The sequence below is a fragment of the Sediminibacter sp. Hel_I_10 genome, assembly GCF_000688335.1.
Classification (GTDB): Bacteria; Bacteroidota; Bacteroidia; order Flavobacteriales; family Flavobacteriaceae; genus Psychroserpens.
Genome location: NZ_JHZX01000001.1, coordinates 4,002,013 through 4,021,387, shown reverse-complemented (window position 1 = coordinate 4,021,387; position 19,375 = coordinate 4,002,013). Strand labels below are relative to the sequence as shown.

General features: G+C 37.5%; 16 protein-coding genes. 7 read left to right on the top strand and 9 right to left on the bottom strand.

Annotated elements, in window-relative coordinates; genetic code table 11:
• The first annotated feature begins 286 nt into the window (after positions 1–286).
• Entirely contained in the window at positions 287–529 is a 243-nt protein-coding gene (locus P176_RS0118095; protein ID WP_026756028.1) for a hypothetical protein, read from the top strand.
• 89 nt (positions 530–618) lie between these two features.
• Here the strand turns inward: P176_RS0118095 and P176_RS0118090 are convergent, their stop codons facing one another.
• Both P176_RS0118090 and P176_RS0118085 read right to left on the bottom strand, forming a co-directional pair.
• On the bottom strand, positions 619–1,077 hold the full coding sequence (locus P176_RS0118090; protein WP_026756027.1) for a hypothetical protein: 459 nt from the start codon (positions 1,075–1,077) through the stop codon (positions 619–621).
• Positions 1,078–1,160: 83 nt separating this feature from the next.
• On the bottom strand, positions 1,161–1,616 hold the full coding sequence (locus P176_RS0118085; RefSeq protein WP_231481295.1) for a Crp/Fnr family transcriptional regulator: 456 nt from the start codon (positions 1,614–1,616) through the stop codon (positions 1,161–1,163).
• Between the two features lie 297 nt (positions 1,617–1,913).
• Here P176_RS0118085 and P176_RS0118080 point away from each other — a divergent pair, with 297 nt between their 5' ends.
• The gene (locus P176_RS0118080) at positions 1,914–2,945 is read left to right on the top strand and encodes an AI-2E family transporter (protein ID WP_026756025.1); all 1,032 of its coding nucleotides are present in this window, start codon (positions 1,914–1,916) and stop codon (positions 2,943–2,945) included.
• Between the two features lie 81 nt (positions 2,946–3,026).
• Here the strand turns inward: P176_RS0118080 and P176_RS0118075 are convergent, their stop codons facing one another.
• Positions 3,027–3,770 carry a hypothetical protein gene (locus P176_RS0118075; RefSeq protein WP_026756024.1) on the bottom strand — a complete coding sequence of 248 codons (744 nt, stop codon included), beginning with the start codon at positions 3,768–3,770 and terminating at the stop codon, positions 3,027–3,029.
• A gap of 897 nt (positions 3,771–4,667) precedes the next feature.
• Here P176_RS0118075 and P176_RS19800 point away from each other — a divergent pair.
• On the top strand, positions 4,668–5,363 hold the full coding sequence (locus P176_RS19800; RefSeq protein WP_051605562.1) for an ATP-binding cassette domain-containing protein: 696 nt from the start codon (positions 4,668–4,670) through the stop codon (positions 5,361–5,363).
• A gap of 18 nt (positions 5,364–5,381) precedes the next feature.
• Positions 5,382–6,032, top strand: a complete 651-nt coding sequence (locus P176_RS0118060) for a transglutaminase family protein (protein WP_369793780.1) — start codon at positions 5,382–5,384, stop codon at positions 6,030–6,032.
• Positions 6,033–6,139: 107 nt separating this feature from the next.
• Here the strand turns inward: P176_RS0118060 and P176_RS0118055 are convergent, their stop codons facing one another.
• Complete coding sequence (locus P176_RS0118055; protein ID WP_026756021.1) at positions 6,140–10,642, bottom strand: ATP-binding cassette domain-containing protein; 4,503 nt, start codon at positions 10,640–10,642, stop codon at positions 6,140–6,142.
• A gap of 246 nt (positions 10,643–10,888) precedes the next feature.
• On the opposite strand from P176_RS0118055, the gene P176_RS0118050 reads away from it, so the two are divergent.
• Complete coding sequence (locus tag P176_RS0118050; protein ID WP_026756020.1) at positions 10,889–11,272, top strand: VOC family protein; 384 nt, start codon at positions 10,889–10,891, stop codon at positions 11,270–11,272.
• Between the two features lie 317 nt (positions 11,273–11,589).
• Positions 11,590–13,095: an NAD(P)/FAD-dependent oxidoreductase gene (locus P176_RS0118045; protein ID WP_026756019.1), complete on the top strand. Its 1,506-nt coding sequence runs from the start codon at positions 11,590–11,592 to the stop codon at positions 13,093–13,095.
• Between the two features lie 5 nt (positions 13,096–13,100).
• On the opposite strand, the gene P176_RS0118040 is transcribed toward P176_RS0118045, so the two are convergent.
• The gene (locus tag P176_RS0118040) at positions 13,101–13,952 is read right to left on the bottom strand and encodes a prenyltransferase (protein WP_081820742.1); all 852 of its coding nucleotides are present in this window, start codon (positions 13,950–13,952) and stop codon (positions 13,101–13,103) included.
• Between the two features lie 271 nt (positions 13,953–14,223).
• Between P176_RS0118040 and P176_RS0118035 the strand changes: the two genes are divergently transcribed.
• Positions 14,224–14,577 (top strand): DoxX family protein, encoded by a 354-nt coding sequence (locus tag P176_RS0118035; protein WP_026756017.1) that lies wholly within the window; start codon positions 14,224–14,226, stop codon positions 14,575–14,577.
• On the opposite strand, the gene P176_RS0118030 is transcribed toward P176_RS0118035, so the two are convergent.
• From P176_RS0118030 to P176_RS19790, 4 genes are all read right to left on the bottom strand, one after another.
• Complete coding sequence (locus P176_RS0118030) at positions 14,574–14,951, bottom strand: DoxX family protein (protein ID WP_026756016.1); 378 nt, start codon at positions 14,949–14,951, stop codon at positions 14,574–14,576. The genes P176_RS0118035 and P176_RS0118030 overlap by 4 nt on opposite strands.
• A gap of 178 nt (positions 14,952–15,129) precedes the next feature.
• Positions 15,130–17,607 (bottom strand): zinc-dependent metalloprotease, encoded by a 2,478-nt coding sequence (locus P176_RS0118025; RefSeq protein WP_026756015.1) that lies wholly within the window; start codon positions 17,605–17,607, stop codon positions 15,130–15,132.
• 6 nt (positions 17,608–17,613) lie between these two features.
• Positions 17,614–18,339, bottom strand: a complete 726-nt coding sequence (locus P176_RS20155) for a DUF6090 family protein (RefSeq protein WP_026756014.1) — start codon at positions 18,337–18,339, stop codon at positions 17,614–17,616.
• Between the two features lie 146 nt (positions 18,340–18,485).
• Positions 18,486–19,370: a mechanosensitive ion channel family protein gene (locus P176_RS19790; protein ID WP_051605561.1), complete on the bottom strand. Its 885-nt coding sequence runs from the start codon at positions 19,368–19,370 to the stop codon at positions 18,486–18,488.
• Positions 19,371–19,375 lie beyond the last annotated feature (5 nt).

Here is a 19,375-nt window from a genome sequence, read left to right as displayed (position 1 = left end):
TTGGAGGTTGACTCGTGGTTATGCGAAAAAAAAATATGGTGAAAAGATGTGGACACATTGGCCAACGCGATTGTCCTATTGGCAAGCGGCTATATTATATGGTATTGGATTTACAGTGATTGCAATGTATCTTTTAAAATCGGGAACTGTTTTGACGTTTTAGAAGTTAAAACTAAACATGGAATTGCATAAAGCTACAATTGAATTATAACTTGATAAGGACTAAGAAAAGCCATCAGATAAGAAAATCATATTGAACCCCAATAGAAACATCAATGTATAAGCTATGAATTTTACAGACTCGATTGGTTCTATTGGAGTATTTTTGATATTACTTGCTTACATTCTTAATGTTTTAGGCAAGATCAAACATAGCGCTCTTTTGTTTATGTTACTCAATTTCGTTGGTGCCACATTGGCCTGTTGGGCTTCTATACGAATGGCTTACGTGCCGTTTATCATCTTAGAAGGCGTTTGGGCTTTGGTGTCGCTCATCGCGCTTTTGAAATATAAACAACGTAAGCCTTAGGTCTTGAGCAGTCGCCTTATTTACTTTTTTTAAAAAACCTTATGAATTTCAAAATGAAGATTGTTCGCAAGGTGTTTTAATGATATTCCTTATGCCGGTATAGAAGTTTGTCGTCTTTTGAAATACACATAAAAACTTAGGATAATGGCTAAAGAAGACACTAAGGTCATCATTGTCCCCGGAACAAATTTTACAAATCCGCCCAGATCCAAAAATAGGAAGTATCCTAAATCTGCCAATCCACCTACCAGTGCGGCGATAAAAATGGCATTTGTCTGCCCTTTCCAAATATAGAAGGCAGCGATAAACGTGACCAGTCCAATCCAAAGTAAATTGAATCCGTGTTGCCCTATAATAGCGCCAGTGGCTTTTGGGTAATCCATCTGAAGACTATTGGGGTTTACTGCATCTGCAATGCCAGTAATGGAAGCGGTAATATCATCTGTTAATATCCCTTTCATGGTCATGATGCCAGCTAAGATGTGCACAAGGCCCCAAACCATCCATAATAGAGCAGCTGTTTTTAATACGGTAGTGAGTTGTTTCATTTCAGTATGTTTTAGAATCACAAAGATGCTTTACAGAAACATGTTACACATTAATGTAGATTAAGAAATGACACTTTACGTTTTTATTTCATACGTTCCTTTTTGAGTTTGCTTAGGGCTTCTGGCGTAATACCCAAATAAGACGCTACCATTTTTTGAGGGACACGTTGTAGTATTTCAGGATAGGTTTCTTCAAAATGAGCATAGCGCTCTATAGCCGAAAAGCTCATAAGCATAACCACCCGTTTTTGTAATACCGACATGCGTTTAATAAGCGCAGCAACATTTTTGCTTTCTTGGTTGAGGTCTTTTGCTGTTACCATAACTACGGAATCTTCTAGAGCATCAATATACAAATCGCAAGGGCGGTCTTTTGATTGACTGTCAGCAATGGTCCAGCGTTCTGGTGCAAACATAAAGATATGCACTTTGCCTTTCTGGTCTATAGTGTAACTTCTCAAGAGTCCGGAAATCACGTGATACACCTTAGTATTCAAATCGCCGCTGTGCTGCAGCAATTCCCCTTTTTTTACGCTCATCTGTTTCAAAGCACACTGCTATTTAATGTACATACAAGTTACATAGAATATCAATAATAAGCGGAGAATGGTGTCTTGCTCTATGTTTCTCATATCATCTTACAGATTTCTTGGTTTGCAATTATTTTGGAAATTATGTTCCTTTCATAATAACATCTGCAAAGACCTTTGAAATACCTAGCTTTTCCAAATAAATCAAGACATATCCCATACTTCAATATGAGCTAAAATAATTCTACTAACTTTACAAGACCAATTCATGCAAACATTTCAATTTCATTTTAAACGTTAGAACTTATGAGTGCATCCAAAATAGAAGTTTCAGGAAGTTATCTCATCAAAGCCATGCTTGTTGTTGGTGGCATTTTGGCATTTCTATATATTGGAGCTACGCTTTTACTGCCTTTAGTGGTTGCCGCTATTATTGCCATTCTTTTAGACAAACCCACTCAAAAGCTACAACAATGGGGTTTGCCCAGTTGGTTGGCCATTTCTATTTCTATTGTCTTGATGGTGGTCATTTTTTTATTGTTGAGCTGGTTCATAGGTTCGCAAATAAATATCATTGTAGACGATTGGCCTACCATTAAAGACAAATCCACAGAAAAATTGAATGCGCTAAGTGAATGGGCCAATGAAACCTTAAATTGGGAATACAAGGACTATATCAATAATAACAAACGTCTTGTTGAGAAACTCGAAGGTTTGGCAAGCAGTGCGGTGTCCTCTTTCGTCAATCTACTGTCGCAATCGCTCATCATTTTTGTCTACATTGTACTTCTTCTCATGCAAAAAAGCATGTTCATTCGGTTCTTTAAAAAATTAACTTCTGATGCCGTTGCTATGACGGGACTTTTAAGTGGTGCTGCAACCATTATTAGCAGTTATCTCTTCGGAAAATCCAAGATCATGGTGATGCTGTTCGTTATATATTACCTTGGCTTTATGTTGGGCTCTGTGCCATATGCTTTGTTTTTGGCCTTGTTTGCAGCATTATTTTCAATTATTCCTTATGTAGGAAATATTATTGGTGGAGGTCTTGCCTTAATGCTCTCTTATTTATACGCTGGCACCACTCCTGCCCTTATTGTACTTGCTGTGATCTCGGCAGCACAATTGCTTGAAAATTACATTCTCACACCTTGGATTATTGGTGATGAAACGGGTCTAAATCCTTTTATTACCGTGTTTGGGATCATTCTATTCTCGATGATTTGGGGCACCGTAGGCGCGATAATCGCCTTGCCAATTATAGGAGTGATTAAGGTGATATTTGAGCATACCAAAGGCATGGAGGCCTATGCTTTTTTACTAAAGAAGGAAGATTGAGTTTAGAGATGTTCTTTAAATTTAAAGATTTTGGAAGATGTAAACCTCTAGCAGATAAGCTTAAGGTTTTAACGCCTCATCCTATTCTTGGGCTTTCTTAAATTTTAAGACCGACGCGTTTTTAGGATTGTAGACATACAGTTCCGAAGCATCTAATTTTACAACTTTTAGGGATTCCTTGAGGTTATCGCTATCAATCCACAAGGTTTGTTGATCTGCATCAATGCTCCATGTTCCCGTTAATTCAATTTCAAAAGGCGACCTGTTTATAAAATCACCTGTGTCAAGAAAGGTATAATTAACGATTTCAGTCTCATTATGTTTTAAAATCAAATCGCTCTCTTTTCCATTTTTTATGCGTCCGTTATAAAACCATGTACCAATCAAGTCTGCGGCATTGATTTTAATGCCCACAATCTCCGCCATGGTGTTTTTTGCGATTTCAATTGTAGGGTTGGTACTGATTTTTGAAAATTGCAATTCCCGACTGTCCTGCTTAAAAATGAGTTGATAGTCACTTAGGGCAATTAATTCAACAGCATAGCTATACCCTTTTGAAGCGTTAAATTGATAGGTGCTGTCTGATAAAAGCGCATAGGTCCCCGTTTCTAATTTCCCCATGACAAGGTGATTGTAATGACTTTGGTCAAACGATAGCTTCATGTCCTTAAAGAACTCATTGGCGATTTCAAGACCTTCGTCGTCAATATCTACATGATCAGGTATTTTCTCATAAGTCCAAGTGCCTATCAAGAAATTATCCTGCGCATGTAGTGTGCTGATGGTCAACCATACCATCAGTATAAAAAGTGTATTTTTGATCATAGTGTTCTAAATGTATATGCCTCTTAAGGTCAAAACAAAGATATCTCTTTATCGCTTTCCTATAGCAAATTTTGTGAGCAGCCCATCTCTTTTTTTTTAGTGTTACGCTATTGTTTTAAAATAAGATAAGACTTGAAGGAACTTGCTATTCAACTTGAATTGAAAGTCGCTGAAGACTATTGTGCTTTTGAGGATCTCACTTTGTTCTTAAACCGCTATTGAGCGTTTCATAATAAAACGTATAGGTGTAAGTTGTGGTGTTTAAAATGATAATTTTTATATTAGTGGGATTCTTAATTACCAGAAATTAGAAATGGGGAAAAATCATTTTGGAATGAAATATCAACATACTACAGGTTTCAATTAATTGTTGCTGGAATTATTTTGGTGATTGTTCTCGTTATAGCTATTTGGAAATATTTTTATTAATTGAAAAACGAAATAACTGGCTGTATCAGGTCCTTTATCATTTTTACTAGCGCACGGCTATCTAAGAGAGAAACCCTGTAATTTATCGGGACTGTAGGAATTTCCATAATGCTTGTAACTAATTCCCTTAAAATGTGATAAATTAAGCATATCAACTATTCAACTCATTTTAATTCAATACTCTATAATTCAATATTTGAAAATCATCAAAAACATACTTTTATTTCAGAAAAAGATATTTTTTATATCATATACACTCTCCATGATTGTCGGAATTTTATTTGATTTTCAACCAAAAATGATTGGTTTGAGCTTTTTGTTCATTTCACCTTTTACGCACTATTTTTTCTATGAAATAAAACATAAAAACCAATATTATTTCTTCTATAATTCAGGAATAAGTAATGTCATGCTCTGGATGTCAACTTTTGTTATTGGATTAATTAATCTATTGATATTAATTTTAATATGAATAAACTTCATGTAGATAGCGTCACAAAATCTTATGACAACAAAGTCATTTTAAGTGATGTTTTTATTTCTTGTGTAAAAGGAGAAATCAAAGGTTTGATTGGTAGAAATGGTTCAGGAAAATCTACTCTTTTAAAAATTATTTTCGGAACGGAAAAATCAGATTACAAATTTGTGAGAATTGGGAATGAAGTTATAAAGAACGTATCCGATGGAAGAAATCTCATCAACTATTTACCTCAAAATAATTTTTTGCCAAATAACATTTCAATAAAGACATTGATTAGTTTATTTCTTCAAAAAAATAATAGAAAAGCAGTATTGGAGAACGAATATGTGAAGCCATTACTGCATCAAAGAAATCAAAATTTGTCTGGTGGAGAAAAAAGAATAATTGAAATTTTATTAATTATTCATTCTGAAGCACAATTTATATTACTTGATGAGCCATTTAATGGGGTCAGTCCAATTGTAAGGGATTATATTATTAAATATATTAGAAGCATGAAATCATCAAAAGGATTTATCATCACTGATCATGATTATGAACATATCATAGATTTAGCAGATAGTATTCTCTATTTACAAAGCGGAATTTTAAAAGAACTAAAAGATAAAAGCGAATTAGTAGCTTTAGGATATATGACAGAAGCTACTTATAACAGTACTTATAAGAACAAGTCTTCAACTTGATTGAATAAACCCACTAATATGCAAATAAACACTATGCCTTATTTAAAACCGACCTATTTTTTTGATTTTGAGACCGCACCCATTCAAGAGCTGATCTCTGAGTTAAAAACTGAACAGCTTTCAGATAAAGCCAAAGCCATAGCATTATACACCAAAGTACGTGATGGTTGGACATACGATCCCTACACGATCAGTCTTTCAGAAGAAAAGTATAAGTCAAGTCATATCGCCAAAAAACAGTCTGGTAATTGTGTTGAAAAAGCCATTCTGTTAATTGCTTGCCTTCGTGCTTTAGACATACCGGCAAGATTGCATCTTGGGAAAGTAAAAAACCATATTGCAGTAGAACGATTGACCGAAAAGTTTGGGTCTAATGAATTAACGCCTCATGGCATGGTTAACGCCTATCTAGGGAATACTTGGTTAAAAATGTCGCCAGCATTTAATGCGTCCTTGTGTGAGAAATTGAATGTAGACCCTTTGGATTTTGATGGCGAACAGCATTCGTTTTTACAACAGTACAACAGCAATGGCCTGCGGTTTATGGAATACATTGACGATTACGGCCATTTTGAAGATGTGCCCATTGATTTTATGAAACAGAATATTAAAGCACACTATCCTCATATTTTTGATATCAATGAAAATATTAAGGAATTCAAACTTTAAGAGCCTGGTGATGAATCAAAATGTAATTCAGTTGATCTTCCATAGAACTCCTGAAATGTGCTTTGGAAAACATCACGTCGTGCAAATGCTAATCCATTAAATAATTTTTACTTCAAAACCAGTCCCACTCCTATTTTTTCAAGTAGATATGGGTTGTGATCAATCACCAAGATGTCATTTGTAGCACTCAGTTCTTTTAAGATCTCATAAAGCAAATCAATATCTGCATAATGCAAGCCAGTACTTGGTTCATCTAAAATAAAGAGCTCGTTTTCAGGACTCTCTTTCAGCCAGTTCAATAACAGTAAACGTTGCTTCTCTCCAGAAGAAAGCGACTGCACCGTTTGTTCTAAACTCAAATGTGCCAAGCCAATAGCTTCTAAACTTTTGATAAGTGCTTCGCTACTAGCAGCTATTTTAAAATCTGAACTCCATAAACTTAATTCCGCAATAGTCATCGCCAGAACCTGAGCAATGGTTTTAGAATGCACCTCATAAGCTAAAATATGGGGTTGATAACGTTTGCCATCACATACTTCGCAAATTTCAATGGCATTGGCTGCAAGGTCTAAACTGGTTTCGATATATCCCATGCCTTTACAATTTGGGCATTGGCTATTTTTGGTCTTATATGAGAAGTCTTTTGCTTTTAAGTCGGTTTTACTAGCAAATAGAGCACTAATGTCCTTTAACAAACCTAAGTAATTTACTAGTAAGGTCTGGTTATAGGTTCTTAGTTTTTTAGGTTCAAAATAATGGGCGCCACTATACGTTTTTGGGAAATCAATGTAACTACAATTGATGGGTTGATTGGTTTTGATACTTGGGATCAAGATGTCTTTTACCAATGTGGTTTTACCAACGCCAGATTTCCCTGTTAGCGCTGTGATACCGCCAATGGGTACCTGTAATTTATCTTTCGATAGGGTGTGCTTGGCTAACTTTTTAATGTTGACATGCGTTGTCCCGTCTTTAAGTTTTACGGTTTTGCTAGGTGCTTTTAAAAAAGGATGGCAACCGGGTTGTTGCAATAATCCTTCTGTATTGCCTTCATAGGTGATATAGCCGCCTAATGCTCCTGCTTTTGGTCCAATTTGTACGATATGATCTGCCGCATGAATGATGGATTTATCATGCTCAATCACAATCACAGTATTTCCTTTAGCAATTAGCTCTTTCAGTATGCGTATCAAGTCTGGAATATTTTCTTGAGATAGGCCTGCAGAAGGTTCATCTAATAAATAGGTGATTCCTTTTAACGGACTCTTTAACTGCTTGATGAGAGCCACCCGTTGATTTTCTCCACCTGAAAGTGTTGGTGATTTTCGGTTGAGTTGCAGGTAATCAATATGCAGTTCCTTTGCTCTTGCAATGGTATTGTGAAGGTGCGGCTCAATTTTGGAGAGCAGTTGTCCGTCAATATCTTTAGTACTGGTATTTTGAGATAGCCACTCGCCTAGCGCTTTAAAATCCATAGCGGTAATGGCAGCAATGGATTTGCCCCCAATGTGAAACTTCAATCGCGCCGGTTTTAACCCGCTGCTCTTACAATGGCTGCATTCCTGTTGAGAAAAAAGCGCTGTAAGATGACCGATGTTTTTGTTTTTTCGAGTTTTATAATATTCGTCTTGTAGGTAGGTAAACAAACCTTTCCATGGCATACTAAGCGCTTGCGTTCCCTGTCTTGTTTTTGTTTGATAGACCCAATTGGCTTTCCAAATTCGATCTCCGGTACCATGCAACACGATGTCTTTTTGTTGTGATGAGAGTTTATTAAATGGGGTTTCCAAAGTAAAATCATGTTCATCTCCTATTGCCTTTAAAATGGCCATATGTTGCCCTAAAGGGTCTCCATAATAACCAATGGCTTTATTGTGGCTAAAAACACCGCTCGCAATACTTTTATTGGTATCTAAAACCAACTTATCAAGATCGGGACGTAATTCTTGACCAATACCTTCACAAATGGTACATTTTCCTAATTCGTGGTTATTAGAAAAATGACTTGCAGATAACTCTTCACCTTCATATTGCGCTTTTCGGGAAAAAGCAAATCGTAAGACTTTATCAATGCCCGTTTGCTTTGCAATATCCGAACGTAGGGACTCGTTTTTTTGTTTTCTTGTAATGCAAATACTAGGTGTTAGGCCTTCAATATAATTGACGTCAAACTGAAAATTCACTCCTACTCTAGATTGTTGGTATGCCGAAAACTGTTTGGTCATTTCCTGAAGTCCATAACCGTGCAACGTATCAATTACCAAAGACGATTTACCCGAGCCTGATATACCCGTAACCACCGATAACTGTTGCTTGGGAAAATCCAAATCCAAGTCCTTGAGTGCATGAGTTCTTGCACCTCTAATAGCAATGTGATCTCTTTGCTGAGGCGCTTCATCATTTATGGCAATAGTTTCAACCTCTAATGCATTATCTACCCAAATATCACAAGCAGAAAGAAATAAAGGATGATTTTCAAAACACAGGATGCCTGCCGTTTGCGCCTTTAGTTGGTTGAGGGCGTCCAACAATTGCACCACATTTTGATGGTGTAATCCTATACTAGGTTCTTCCAACACCAAAAGCGTTTGTTTCGATTTTTTGGCGAAGTGTTTGGTCAGTTTAATACGCTGTGCTTCTCCTCCCGATAAGGTGTTAGAAGGCTGACCAAGTTTGATATATCCCAGACCCAATTGGATCATTAAGGACAAGATCTCGGTAATCTTCTTTTCTTCGGAAAAGAAATCGTAAGCCTCTTCAATACTGAGATTGTAGATAGCGGCTATGGTTTTGTCTTTATAATGTGCGCGAAGCACTTCCGCCTTAAACCGTTTTCCGTTGCAGGTGGGACAGGTTTGGTTGATGCTGCCCATGACGCTCATAGAAAGGGTAATCACGCCAGCGCCTTCACAAATTTCACAGCGTCCTTTTTTATTATTAAAGGAAAAGGCACTTTTTCCAAGATTTAAGGATTTGGCTTCCTGGGTTTTCGCCAGCAGATCCCTGGTCTTATCCGCTAAACCTGTATAAGTTGCTGGATTACTTCGTGGAGTTTTACCAATGGGTTGATCGTTGACCGTTAGCAGATTTAAACCCTCCTGTTGGCAGTAACTCGTGATATGTTTTAAAAACTGAGGTGTTTTTCGACTCACCACAGCTAATTGATTTGTTTTTGGCTGAAGGTTGGCTAGCGTCTGTTTTATGCTATTGTTTTCTGAATTTTGAGCCTTTTCAGCACTCACCATTGCAATGGCAGATAAGGTAGGACTGTTGCGGTTTTTGACCTTTAAAAAGTCTGCCGTGGTACCGTTATAAACCACTTCCCCGCCGTAAATTCCGGCTTTAGGTCCTAACTCTACAATCCAATCCGAGGCTTTTATGAAGTCTAAGTCATGTTCTACCACCATGACTGTATTGCCACGTTTGATCAATCGGTCCAAAATATGGAGCAGATACCTTTGGTAATTGGCGGATAAGCCAATAGAAGGCTCATCAAACACATACAGTATTCCTTGCAGGTTGCTATTGACTTGATTGATGAGCTTAATGCGCTGTCCATCTCCAGAAGAGATGGACGTACTCGGTGTACTCAATTGATAATGGTCCATGCCTAGACGAATGAGATCTAACAACTGAGTGGCCATTTTATCGACCAGAAGCTTTTCGCCGCTATTTAACTCAAGTTGATTGAGATGCGCATACAAATCGGTTAAAGGCAGCTCCATCCAGTCTTGAAAATTTAAGCCCTTCCAATGGTATTTGAGATGTTCGGCTTTAATACGGCCACCCTTGCAACTTGGGCAGACTTTAGAGCTTGCAAATTTCAAGATATTGGGATTCCTATCCCGTCTTAAAATGTCTTGCATGATGGGTAGCATTCCTTTATAGTAGCCCTCTTCGCGAGGTTTGGCCTTAATACCTTGCCAACGAAGACGTGACTCCAGTCCATGTTTTCCGTAGAAGACCTTGAGCCGATCACTACCGTTTAGAACGACGTCTTTTTGTGCCTCAGACAGTGTTTTCCAAGGGATGTCTACCGAAAAGCCATGTGCTTTACAGACCTTATTAAGTTCTTCTACCGTTATTTGGGAATATACGATATAGCCGTTAGGCAAAGTCGTTGTTATAGCGCCTTCTCTCAGGGTTTTATTGGGATCACCCACCAATTTGTCAAGATCAATATACTCTGCTTCACCAATGCCACGGCACACCTCACAGGCGCCTTTAGGGTGGTTAAAGGAAAACAGGGACTTGCTCATGGTATTCTCACCAGAATAACGGGCAAAAATAATTCTAAAGATGGCGGCCAACTCAGAGAGCGTTCCAAAGGTGGCATTGATGGATTGGAAGCGTTTGGTTTGTTCTACCTTTATTACAGGTGGTAAGTCTTCAAGATCATCGACCTCTGCCGTGGGAATCATTTCCCCATTTTGTTGACTATACGCTGGTAAGCTTTCTAGAAAGTAACGGTAGCCTTCATTAGCAATCACGCCCATAGCCAAGGAAGATTTCCCAGAGCCAGACAACCCGGTGACCACGATTAAACGGTTTTCAGGTATGTTCAAATCGATATTCTTGAGATTATTTTGATGGGCATTGGTGATCTTCATACTGCGAAAGGCTTCTTTAGTTTTAGAATTTCCAAAGGTATAAAGAATATAAGGGCTTATAGAAGCGTCTGGGGAGCTTTTGGTAACGCGTTCTAAATTTTAATTAGAACGATTGTTTTATAAAAAACCTTCGGAGTATTTGATAAAATGTATTTTAGTTGACCTAAATTTATCCAATAATTTTGAACTAAATTATGAGACGGTTTATATTACGTTTGACGTTCTCATGTATAATTAAGACAATTTATGTTTAGTTTTTTATTCAATCATATTGCCCTTTCTGTAAAAGATGTGGATCAATCTGTTGCATTTTATCAGGAGGTTCTTCAACTTGAGGAGATTAAGAATACGGCTTCAGACTCAAAAACGAGATGGCTATCCCTTGGTGAAGGCAAACAGCTTCATCTGATTCCTCGTCCAAATTCTGAAATTAAAATAAATAAGGCCGTTCATTTTGCGTTATCAACAACTGATATAAATGCCTTGATCAAGCATCTGGAAGCATTAAAAATCGATTACTCAGACTGGAAGGATACACCGAACAAAGATTATATTCGAAAAGATAAGGTTAAACAGGTTTACTTTCAAGATCCAAACGGTTATTGGATTGAAATCAATGATGCGATCTAACTTCTGAAACACTGTCCTTCTGATTTTTCAACCTGCCAAGTTTATTTGTATTTCCTAAATTAGTTTATAGTTTTTGTAATTACTGTCAATCGAAACGCTTTGTATTACTAAGTACGTTTCAATAAAAAATAAATTTAGGTTGTTAAAAATTGTCGTGGATAGCAAAGTAAATTAGATTCAAGAAAGGTGGCTATAAAAAAGGAGCCAACACCATAGAATTAGTAAATGGCTATAACTTGTTTTGCCAATAATTAGTTTTCTCATAATTTCTTCTTAAATATGTTCATACCACGTTTAGCATCAATATTTTTACACTATTGAAAAAGAAAATCATCATTATCGGTTCTGGGATTGGAGGTTTAGGTGCTGCTGCCTTGTTGGCTAAATCTGGATATGAAGTTACTGTAATTGAAAAAAACACCAATCTAGGCGGTCGTGCCAATATTTTTGAAGCCAACGGTTACACTTTTGATATGGGGCCTTCCTGGTATTTAATGCCCGATGTTTTTGAACACTATTTCAAATTACTAGATGAAGATCTTTCAAAACACTTAGATCTAGTTAAACTTTCCCCCTCTTACCGTGTGTTTTTTTCTAATGATAAGGAGTTACCTGTAGTTGATATTCATTCCGATTTAGAAAAAGATTTACCTCTTTTCGAACAGTTAGAACCCGGTATTACGCCTAAGATTAAAGAATACCTCAAACGTTCTGGTGAACAATATGAGATGGCGAAAAATACGTTCATGTATCGTAATCTTGGGTTTTCTTTAGATTTTTTAAAGTGGGATGTGATAAAAAAAGGGATTGAACTCAATCCGTTTCAAACCATGCAATCTTATCTCAACAGCTGGTTTAAAAGTGATCGTGTCAAAAAAATACTAGAATATACCTTAGTGTTTCTGGGTTCAGATCCGTCAAAAACTCCTGCCATGTATAACATCATGAATGCCATAGATTTTAATATGGGCGTTTATTACCCCAAAGGTGGTATTTATGAGATTGTAAAGGCTTTAGTCACTATTAATAAAGCACATGGCACTCAATTTATAACCAATAGTTCTGTGTCTCAAATCATAGTGGAAAATAAAAAAGCTACGGGTGTACAACTTGAGGATGGCAGTGTGTTAGAAGCTGATATGGTCATCTCTAATGCCGATTTATGGTTTACAGAAACACATTTGCTTGAGAAACGGTATCAAACCTATCCTGAGAAGTATTGGGAAAAGGCCGTCATTAGTCCAAGTGCTTTTATCATGTATTTGGGTTTAGACAGAGAATTAGATATTTTAAGTCATCACAACCTTCGCTTCGGTGGAGATTGGAAACAAAATTTTAAGGAGCTGTTTGATACGCCCCAACTCCCAGATGATCCCAGTTATTACATCTGTAAGCCTACGGAAACTGATCCGGCATTATCGCCACCAGGAACTGATAATTTGTTTGTTCTGGTACCTATTCCTCCAGGTTTAGAACTATCTAAAGCGACTATGGCAAGTTACCGTCAGAAAATTTTAAATCTTATGAAAGCCGATTTAGACCTTCCAGATCTGGAAGACTATGTTGTTTACGAAAGATCTTACTGGAGCGACGATTTCCGAAGCGATTATAATGCATATAAAGGTACCGCTTTAGGTTTGGCACATACTTTAAAACAAACCCTAAAACGTCCTTTAAACTATAGTAAGAAGGTGAAAAACCTTTATTATGTAGGCGCAGGTACAAGTCCTGGGATTGGGATGCCAATTTGTTTGATTTCGGCAGAACTCGTTTACAAACGTATTCAAAAGATTAAAAATCCAAGACCTTTAGAGTCGCTGTAGACTCACTAAAACATATCTTGAAAAAACATATAGAAAAATAAAACTGCTCCAGATGCCACATTTATAAGTGGAAAATAGGTGTAATATTTAAACAGCTTTGATTTGTTGTTGATACTAAGCAATACGATAGCGACATAAATAAGTCCAAAAGAGATGGCAATAACACCTACAAAATAGAAGCCTATAGAAGCAGATATGAGATAGGCCAATAAGCAGAACCAAAGGGCTTTTTTCTCACCGAGCATAGTGGCTAAAGTATGTACTCCAGCTTTCTCATCGGCTTCAATATCTGGAATAGCCGAGTAGGTTTGCATCCCGAATGCCCAAATAAGTCCGCCTATTACGGCTAACCATTGAATGTTTGTATTGCCGGTTATAAAAAAGCCAACCAGTGCTGGTGACACATATATTATTGCAGAAAACAGAACATCTAATGGTGGTTTACTTTTAGCGCGTATGGGAGCTGCAGAATAAAATAACCCTGTGAATAAAAATACGGTTAAGGCTAATTTTGCATACACATTTACCATAAAAAAGAAAGGCACAAAAGGAATGAGTAGCACTCCCATAATCCACCACAGACTTTTATGTTTTTCGGGTTCTAGTACCGATTCATATTTTACTTTCTTCTCGTTATATATATCGGTTTGATAATCATAAATATCATTTACACCATAAATAAACACATTTGCTGGTAAAGAGAAAAATATGCCGAATACTATTAAAAGTATGGTAGTAGTCGTATCATAAACAAATAGGTTTCCTGAAGACATAACACCTACAAGAAAAGTTCCAAGTACATACATCCAGAATCTTGGTCTGGATAAAAAGAAAACTTCTTTGGGTGTTAACCTCATAAGAGAGCGAAAATTGGATGATAGCAACACTTTATCTTGTATTTTGGATGAGTTGTTTATGTTTCAATTAATTTGTTATTGAGTTGAGACAACAGATTGAAGTCTATTTATCACAGATCATCAATCAATCAATCAATCTTTATAGCATGCTCTTATTGTTATAATATCTTAAACCGCAGTTTTTTTTCTTGTTTCTTTTTACTTGAAATAGAGCTTTTCATCTCAACGTCACTTCAATATTGAAAAAACTATCTTTGTAAAAAAAACAAAGATGCCAAGTTCGCTTACCATAGTTACATTGTTTTCATCCTTCTCCTTTCTCTTTTACGGCCTAAGCTGTTTAACTTCTAAGCGCATGGCCAAAGAATTTGAACGGTTTGGTCTTAGCAAACAACGAAATCTTGTGGGCATGTTACAATTGCTAGGCGGTTTAGGTTTGGGAATTGGCTATTACATGTCTGTAACAATAGCGGCTATTAGTGCTGCGGGTCTTAGCGTACTCATGTTTTTGGGCTTTTTTGTACGATTAAAAATCAAAGACTCTGTAGTGGCTTCGGCTCCAGCATTAATGTATGCTTTACTCAATCTATATTTGGCACTATTATTTTTTAAAGCCTTCGTTTAAGCTATTATTTGATCAGAAAAAGCAATAATCAAACAAAGCACAAGAAATATAGCCGCTGGCATGCTTTTATATAAAGGATCATTGATTTTAAAGTGCATGATAATAGAGCCGAGTAATAATACTGCAAGTGCTAAAGCGGCAGGCTGTGCCAATAGAGTGAACCAGATTGAAGCTAACAAACAAAGCGCTAAGACTACCTTCAGAACTCCTACAACATAAAGCATCCAAGCGGGCAAACCATAGACCTCAAATTCTTGTTTCAGGTTTTGGGCATTACCACCACGCCATTTGGTAGGTGCATCTTTTTGTATCAGCCACACATTAATAAGGCTAATAGAAACAATAAATTTTAAAACGATAATTATGTAAGTCATTGTTTTTTTTGTTTAATTATTATGTAAGAATATAAAACAAAATCAAGAAATTACGTAAAAACGGGACTTATTTTAAGTTTATTTTAATATGAACTGTTAATAAAGTCTTAAATCGATTTGAATCCTATCTTCGTCCATAAAGTTTAGATTCACTACAGCAGCACCTTCAGCACTAATCTTATTTCGGGTTCAAGATATGATCTATACGGGCTTCAATATCTTGATAATGGTATTGGGTTTCGGTTCCTACTTGTTTTTTTGCAGCGGCCTCTACTTGGCGTTTCAACGTTTGAAGTTCACCTCTCACCAAGGCTCTAACGTCGCTTTGATTGACATCATAATATTGGTTTGTACGGTCACGATCAAGATCTTCAGTCATGAGATACGCCATGCGATCCACATAAGCACGTTGCAAATTTCTTCGGAAAACATCTACATTGCTACTCGTTCCTACTTCTTTCCAGATGCCCTTACGTAAATTCTGTAACATGTCTAAAGCAGAATAGTTATCGGCGTTTAAAGTATGGTGATCCATCAGTAGCCCCAATCGGTCAAAACTTAGGAGTGCATCGATATAACGGCTTTGTAGACGACTCAGGCGCTGGGTATAGCCTCCATAATCAATTTTCTGAAGTAAGCGTTTATCCAACAACCACTGGGGTGTCTCAAAAGCATTGTTTTGCACCCATTGCATACTGGCTTGTTGTTTAGCTTTAGGCACGGCATTATAGGCCAAGCCGCCTTGTTTGGGGGTAATCAAGTGTTCTTCTACACCGCCTACATAATTAAGCACATGAAAGACATAGCGGTTATAGCAGCTCAACAATTCGCCATAGAGCTCCTCCAAATCTTCATAATCATTGGTTTGATCGCTGGTCCATTCTGGCAAATTCTGAATCACCACCTTTAAGTTTTTCAAGGCATAATTAGAGGCTTCGATAGCATTGTCTCCAATATCTTCTGTTTGTGAGGTTGGATCAAACCGGCTACCCTGCTTTCCGAAGACATATTTAGGATCGCCTGCCTTTTCTAAAATCCAAGCATCTAGCACAGGACGCTCAGCCTCTGCTGTGTAAGCCGCGGGAATATCGCGATAGCCCCAATTGATGGCATAATGGTCATACGGACCAATCTGCCGTATAAACCTAATGTTTTCATCGCCAGGTTGGGCAATGTAATTATAACGGGCATAATCCATAATCGTCGAGGCAATCCCAAACTCTTGAGTAAAATCACCATTTCTATAGCTCTCTACATCATAAGCCTTGCTGGCACTCATATTATGTGGTAAACCGAGCGCATGGCCTACTTCATGGGCAATGACCATTTTCATCATCTCACCGATCTCCTCGTCTGGAGTATTTAAGCTTCGCGCCGAAGGATTTGCTGCACCAGTTTCCAATAAATAACGATTTCTATACGAGCGCAAATGGTTATGATACCAAATGATATCACTCTCAATAATTTCACCACTTCTTGGGTCGGCCACACTAGGGCCCACGGCATTTCTAGTTTCACTGGCCACGTAACGCACTACAGAATAACGCACGTCTTCGGGACTAAATTCTGGATCTTCTTCTTTAGTTGGCGGATCTTTTGCAATAATGGCATTTTTAAAACCTGCGGTTTCAAAGGGTTTTTGCCAAAGTTCGATCCCTGCTTTCATGTATTTGCGCAATTTTTCGGGCGTGGCGGGATCTAAATAATATACAATTGGTTTTACGGGTTCTACCAATTCACCACGAGCATAGGCTTCAGGGTCCTTAGGTTCTAATCGCCATCTTCTAATGTAGGTTTTTTCGTCGGCCTTAAGCTGATCACTTCCGTAATCTACTTGACTGAAAGTAAACCAACCCACACGCTCATCGGCAAAACGAGGTTGCATTGGTTCTTTTGGCAACAATACCATGCTCTGATTCATTTGAAGGCTGATGGTTTCCGCAGATTCTGTAGACGGTGGCTCAGAAGCATTGTAGGTGAGATCTTGTACCACCTCTATGTTCTGCGGGAAACTTTTCATACTGGTAATAAAACTCCTAGAGGCATCTAGGTTTTTGACTTTGTAGGTGCTGCGCAACCGTGATGAGAGTCCGCTGATGGCTTTCACATCACTGTCATAAAATTTGGTAACATCTACGACCACAGCAGTAGAATCTGGGCTGAAGGCTTCAATATCAAAAGCATATAAGGTGGGCGAATAGTTATTGTTTGCTACAGAAATGCTGATAGGCAATGCTTCATCGGCCACGGCATTATAAGATTTCTCCTTGATGAGTATTTTCTTGTCAAATCGCGTCCAATGAATGAGACGTGTATTGGTTTTTGTTCCCGCATTGTAGTAGCCGCCTCCGAGATTAGCTGGGAGTTTGGCAATTCTGCTTACTAAAAGCATGTCAGTATCGAGATAATCGTTTGGGATTTCATAGTAGTACTTCGCTCCTACTTTATGCACTTTAAATAAGCCATCATCTGTAATCGCCTCTTTAGTAATCACCTTGTTATAGGGTTTAATGGCGTCTTTGTCTGGCTTAGCAGCTGCGGCAGCTTTGGCTTCTGCCTTTTCCTTATCTTTTTTCTTTTGGCGTTTGGATTGGGCTAAACCATCTTGAGTGTTAAAAAGGGATAGTGTAAGGATGAGAATAAAAAGTCGCGTCATAATGTATTAATTATCTAGTGTAGTGTTATAAAGTTCGTCTCGAGAGACCTTTAAGTCGTAATAAAAATCATCTACGGTACCCCCATAGCCGTCAATAAGGAAATATCTCAAAGAGGCGATACGCGCTTTTAATTCAGAATTGTTTAACAGATAAGCGATGCATTCATCTGAGCAATTAAAATTGGTAATAAAATCTGGATACCACGCCTCAGTACGTTCAAGTGTTTTGAGATTTTCAACCATGGCATCAAATACAATGGTTTCTACGGCTTTCATATCTTTGAAATAGAGTTTATAGAGTCCGCTCATATCATTGAGCTCTCTAGCCACTTCATTATCTTCCAAATAGACATTATCAATCATGTTGATGGTGCTATTATCAACCTCTAACACCTCTACTTGTAAAATGAGGGATGCCACTCTTGAGCCAAACCTGGTAAGGGAACTATCGTGTGCTTTCTCTAAAACTTTTAGATATTCTTGCTGCAAGGTATCGAGATTGATCCGATAGCGTTGCATCACTTCTAAGTCGCTATCAACTTGCTTTAGAACTCTGGCTTTGAGCGTAAGTGTTCTGTCTTCTGCTTTACGCTGCTCATTCCAATTATTAATGGCTAAAGCAATGAGAATACCAATAACCACTAAGATGACCTCACCTATGGCGTAGCTCAAATATTTAGCAAGACCGCTGCCTTTAGATAGACTGTAGCGCTGTTTATTAAAAAACTTCATAAAAAAGAGGTTGTCTAAAAACACTTTTAAATTCCGTTGGATTAACCAACTTGGTTTATAAGCGTAAATTTAGAAAACCTCTAAGTTACAAATTAATTAAGATGCAAGTCAAACTGAAGTCTTGCGCCCTAATGAACGATCAGATTTTAAGATTCCTCCTTGGCAATCTCTACCTTGGTATCCATCATTAACGTACGGATAGGGAATGGAATATTGATATCGTTTTTATCAAACACTTCTTTAATGAGCATGATTGCTTCACTTTGTTGAGTGAACATTTGACTTGGTTTGGTGTAATCAATATAAAAACGGGTCATAAAATTAATGGAGCTATCTCCAAATTCTAACCAATAGAACTCTACTTTTTCACCATCTTTCTGCGGAAAATGCTCAGCCATGAGTTTGGTCACCATTTCTTTTACATTGCGAAGACTAGAGCTATACCCTACCCCACATTTAACGGTGATTCTACTTCTTTCCGTCAGAGAGTAATTTACAAATGGCTCATCAACAATGAGAGAGTTGGGCATGACCACGATATGGTTGTCTGGACGTCTGAGTACAAAATTCCGAAGGGATATTTCCTCAACAAATCCATTATGACTTGAAGTTTCGATATAATCGTTAATACGTATTCTAGGCATAAACGACAGTAGCACTCCAGAGAACGTATTATTTAATGTGCCTTGTAATGCCAAACCAATGGCCAAGGCCACAACACCTGCACCGGCAAGGATACTGGTTAAGGCTTTATCTAAATCTAAAATCCCTAAGGCTATAAAAAAACCGACTAAAAAGATGACCATAAAGACCATCTTCTTGATGATACGTCTCACGGAAATGTTATCCATTTTCTTTTTAAGCAATTTTAAAACCAATGCAGAAACGATCTTGGCGAGATAATAAAAGCCAAAAAGCACCAACATGGCCAAGAGAAAGTTGGGCAGTTTTAAAATAATTGCATTAAGCCAGGCTTCTAGCTTATCATAGATTTTATCGACATACATACCGATTTCTAAAAAATGTATCATAATTT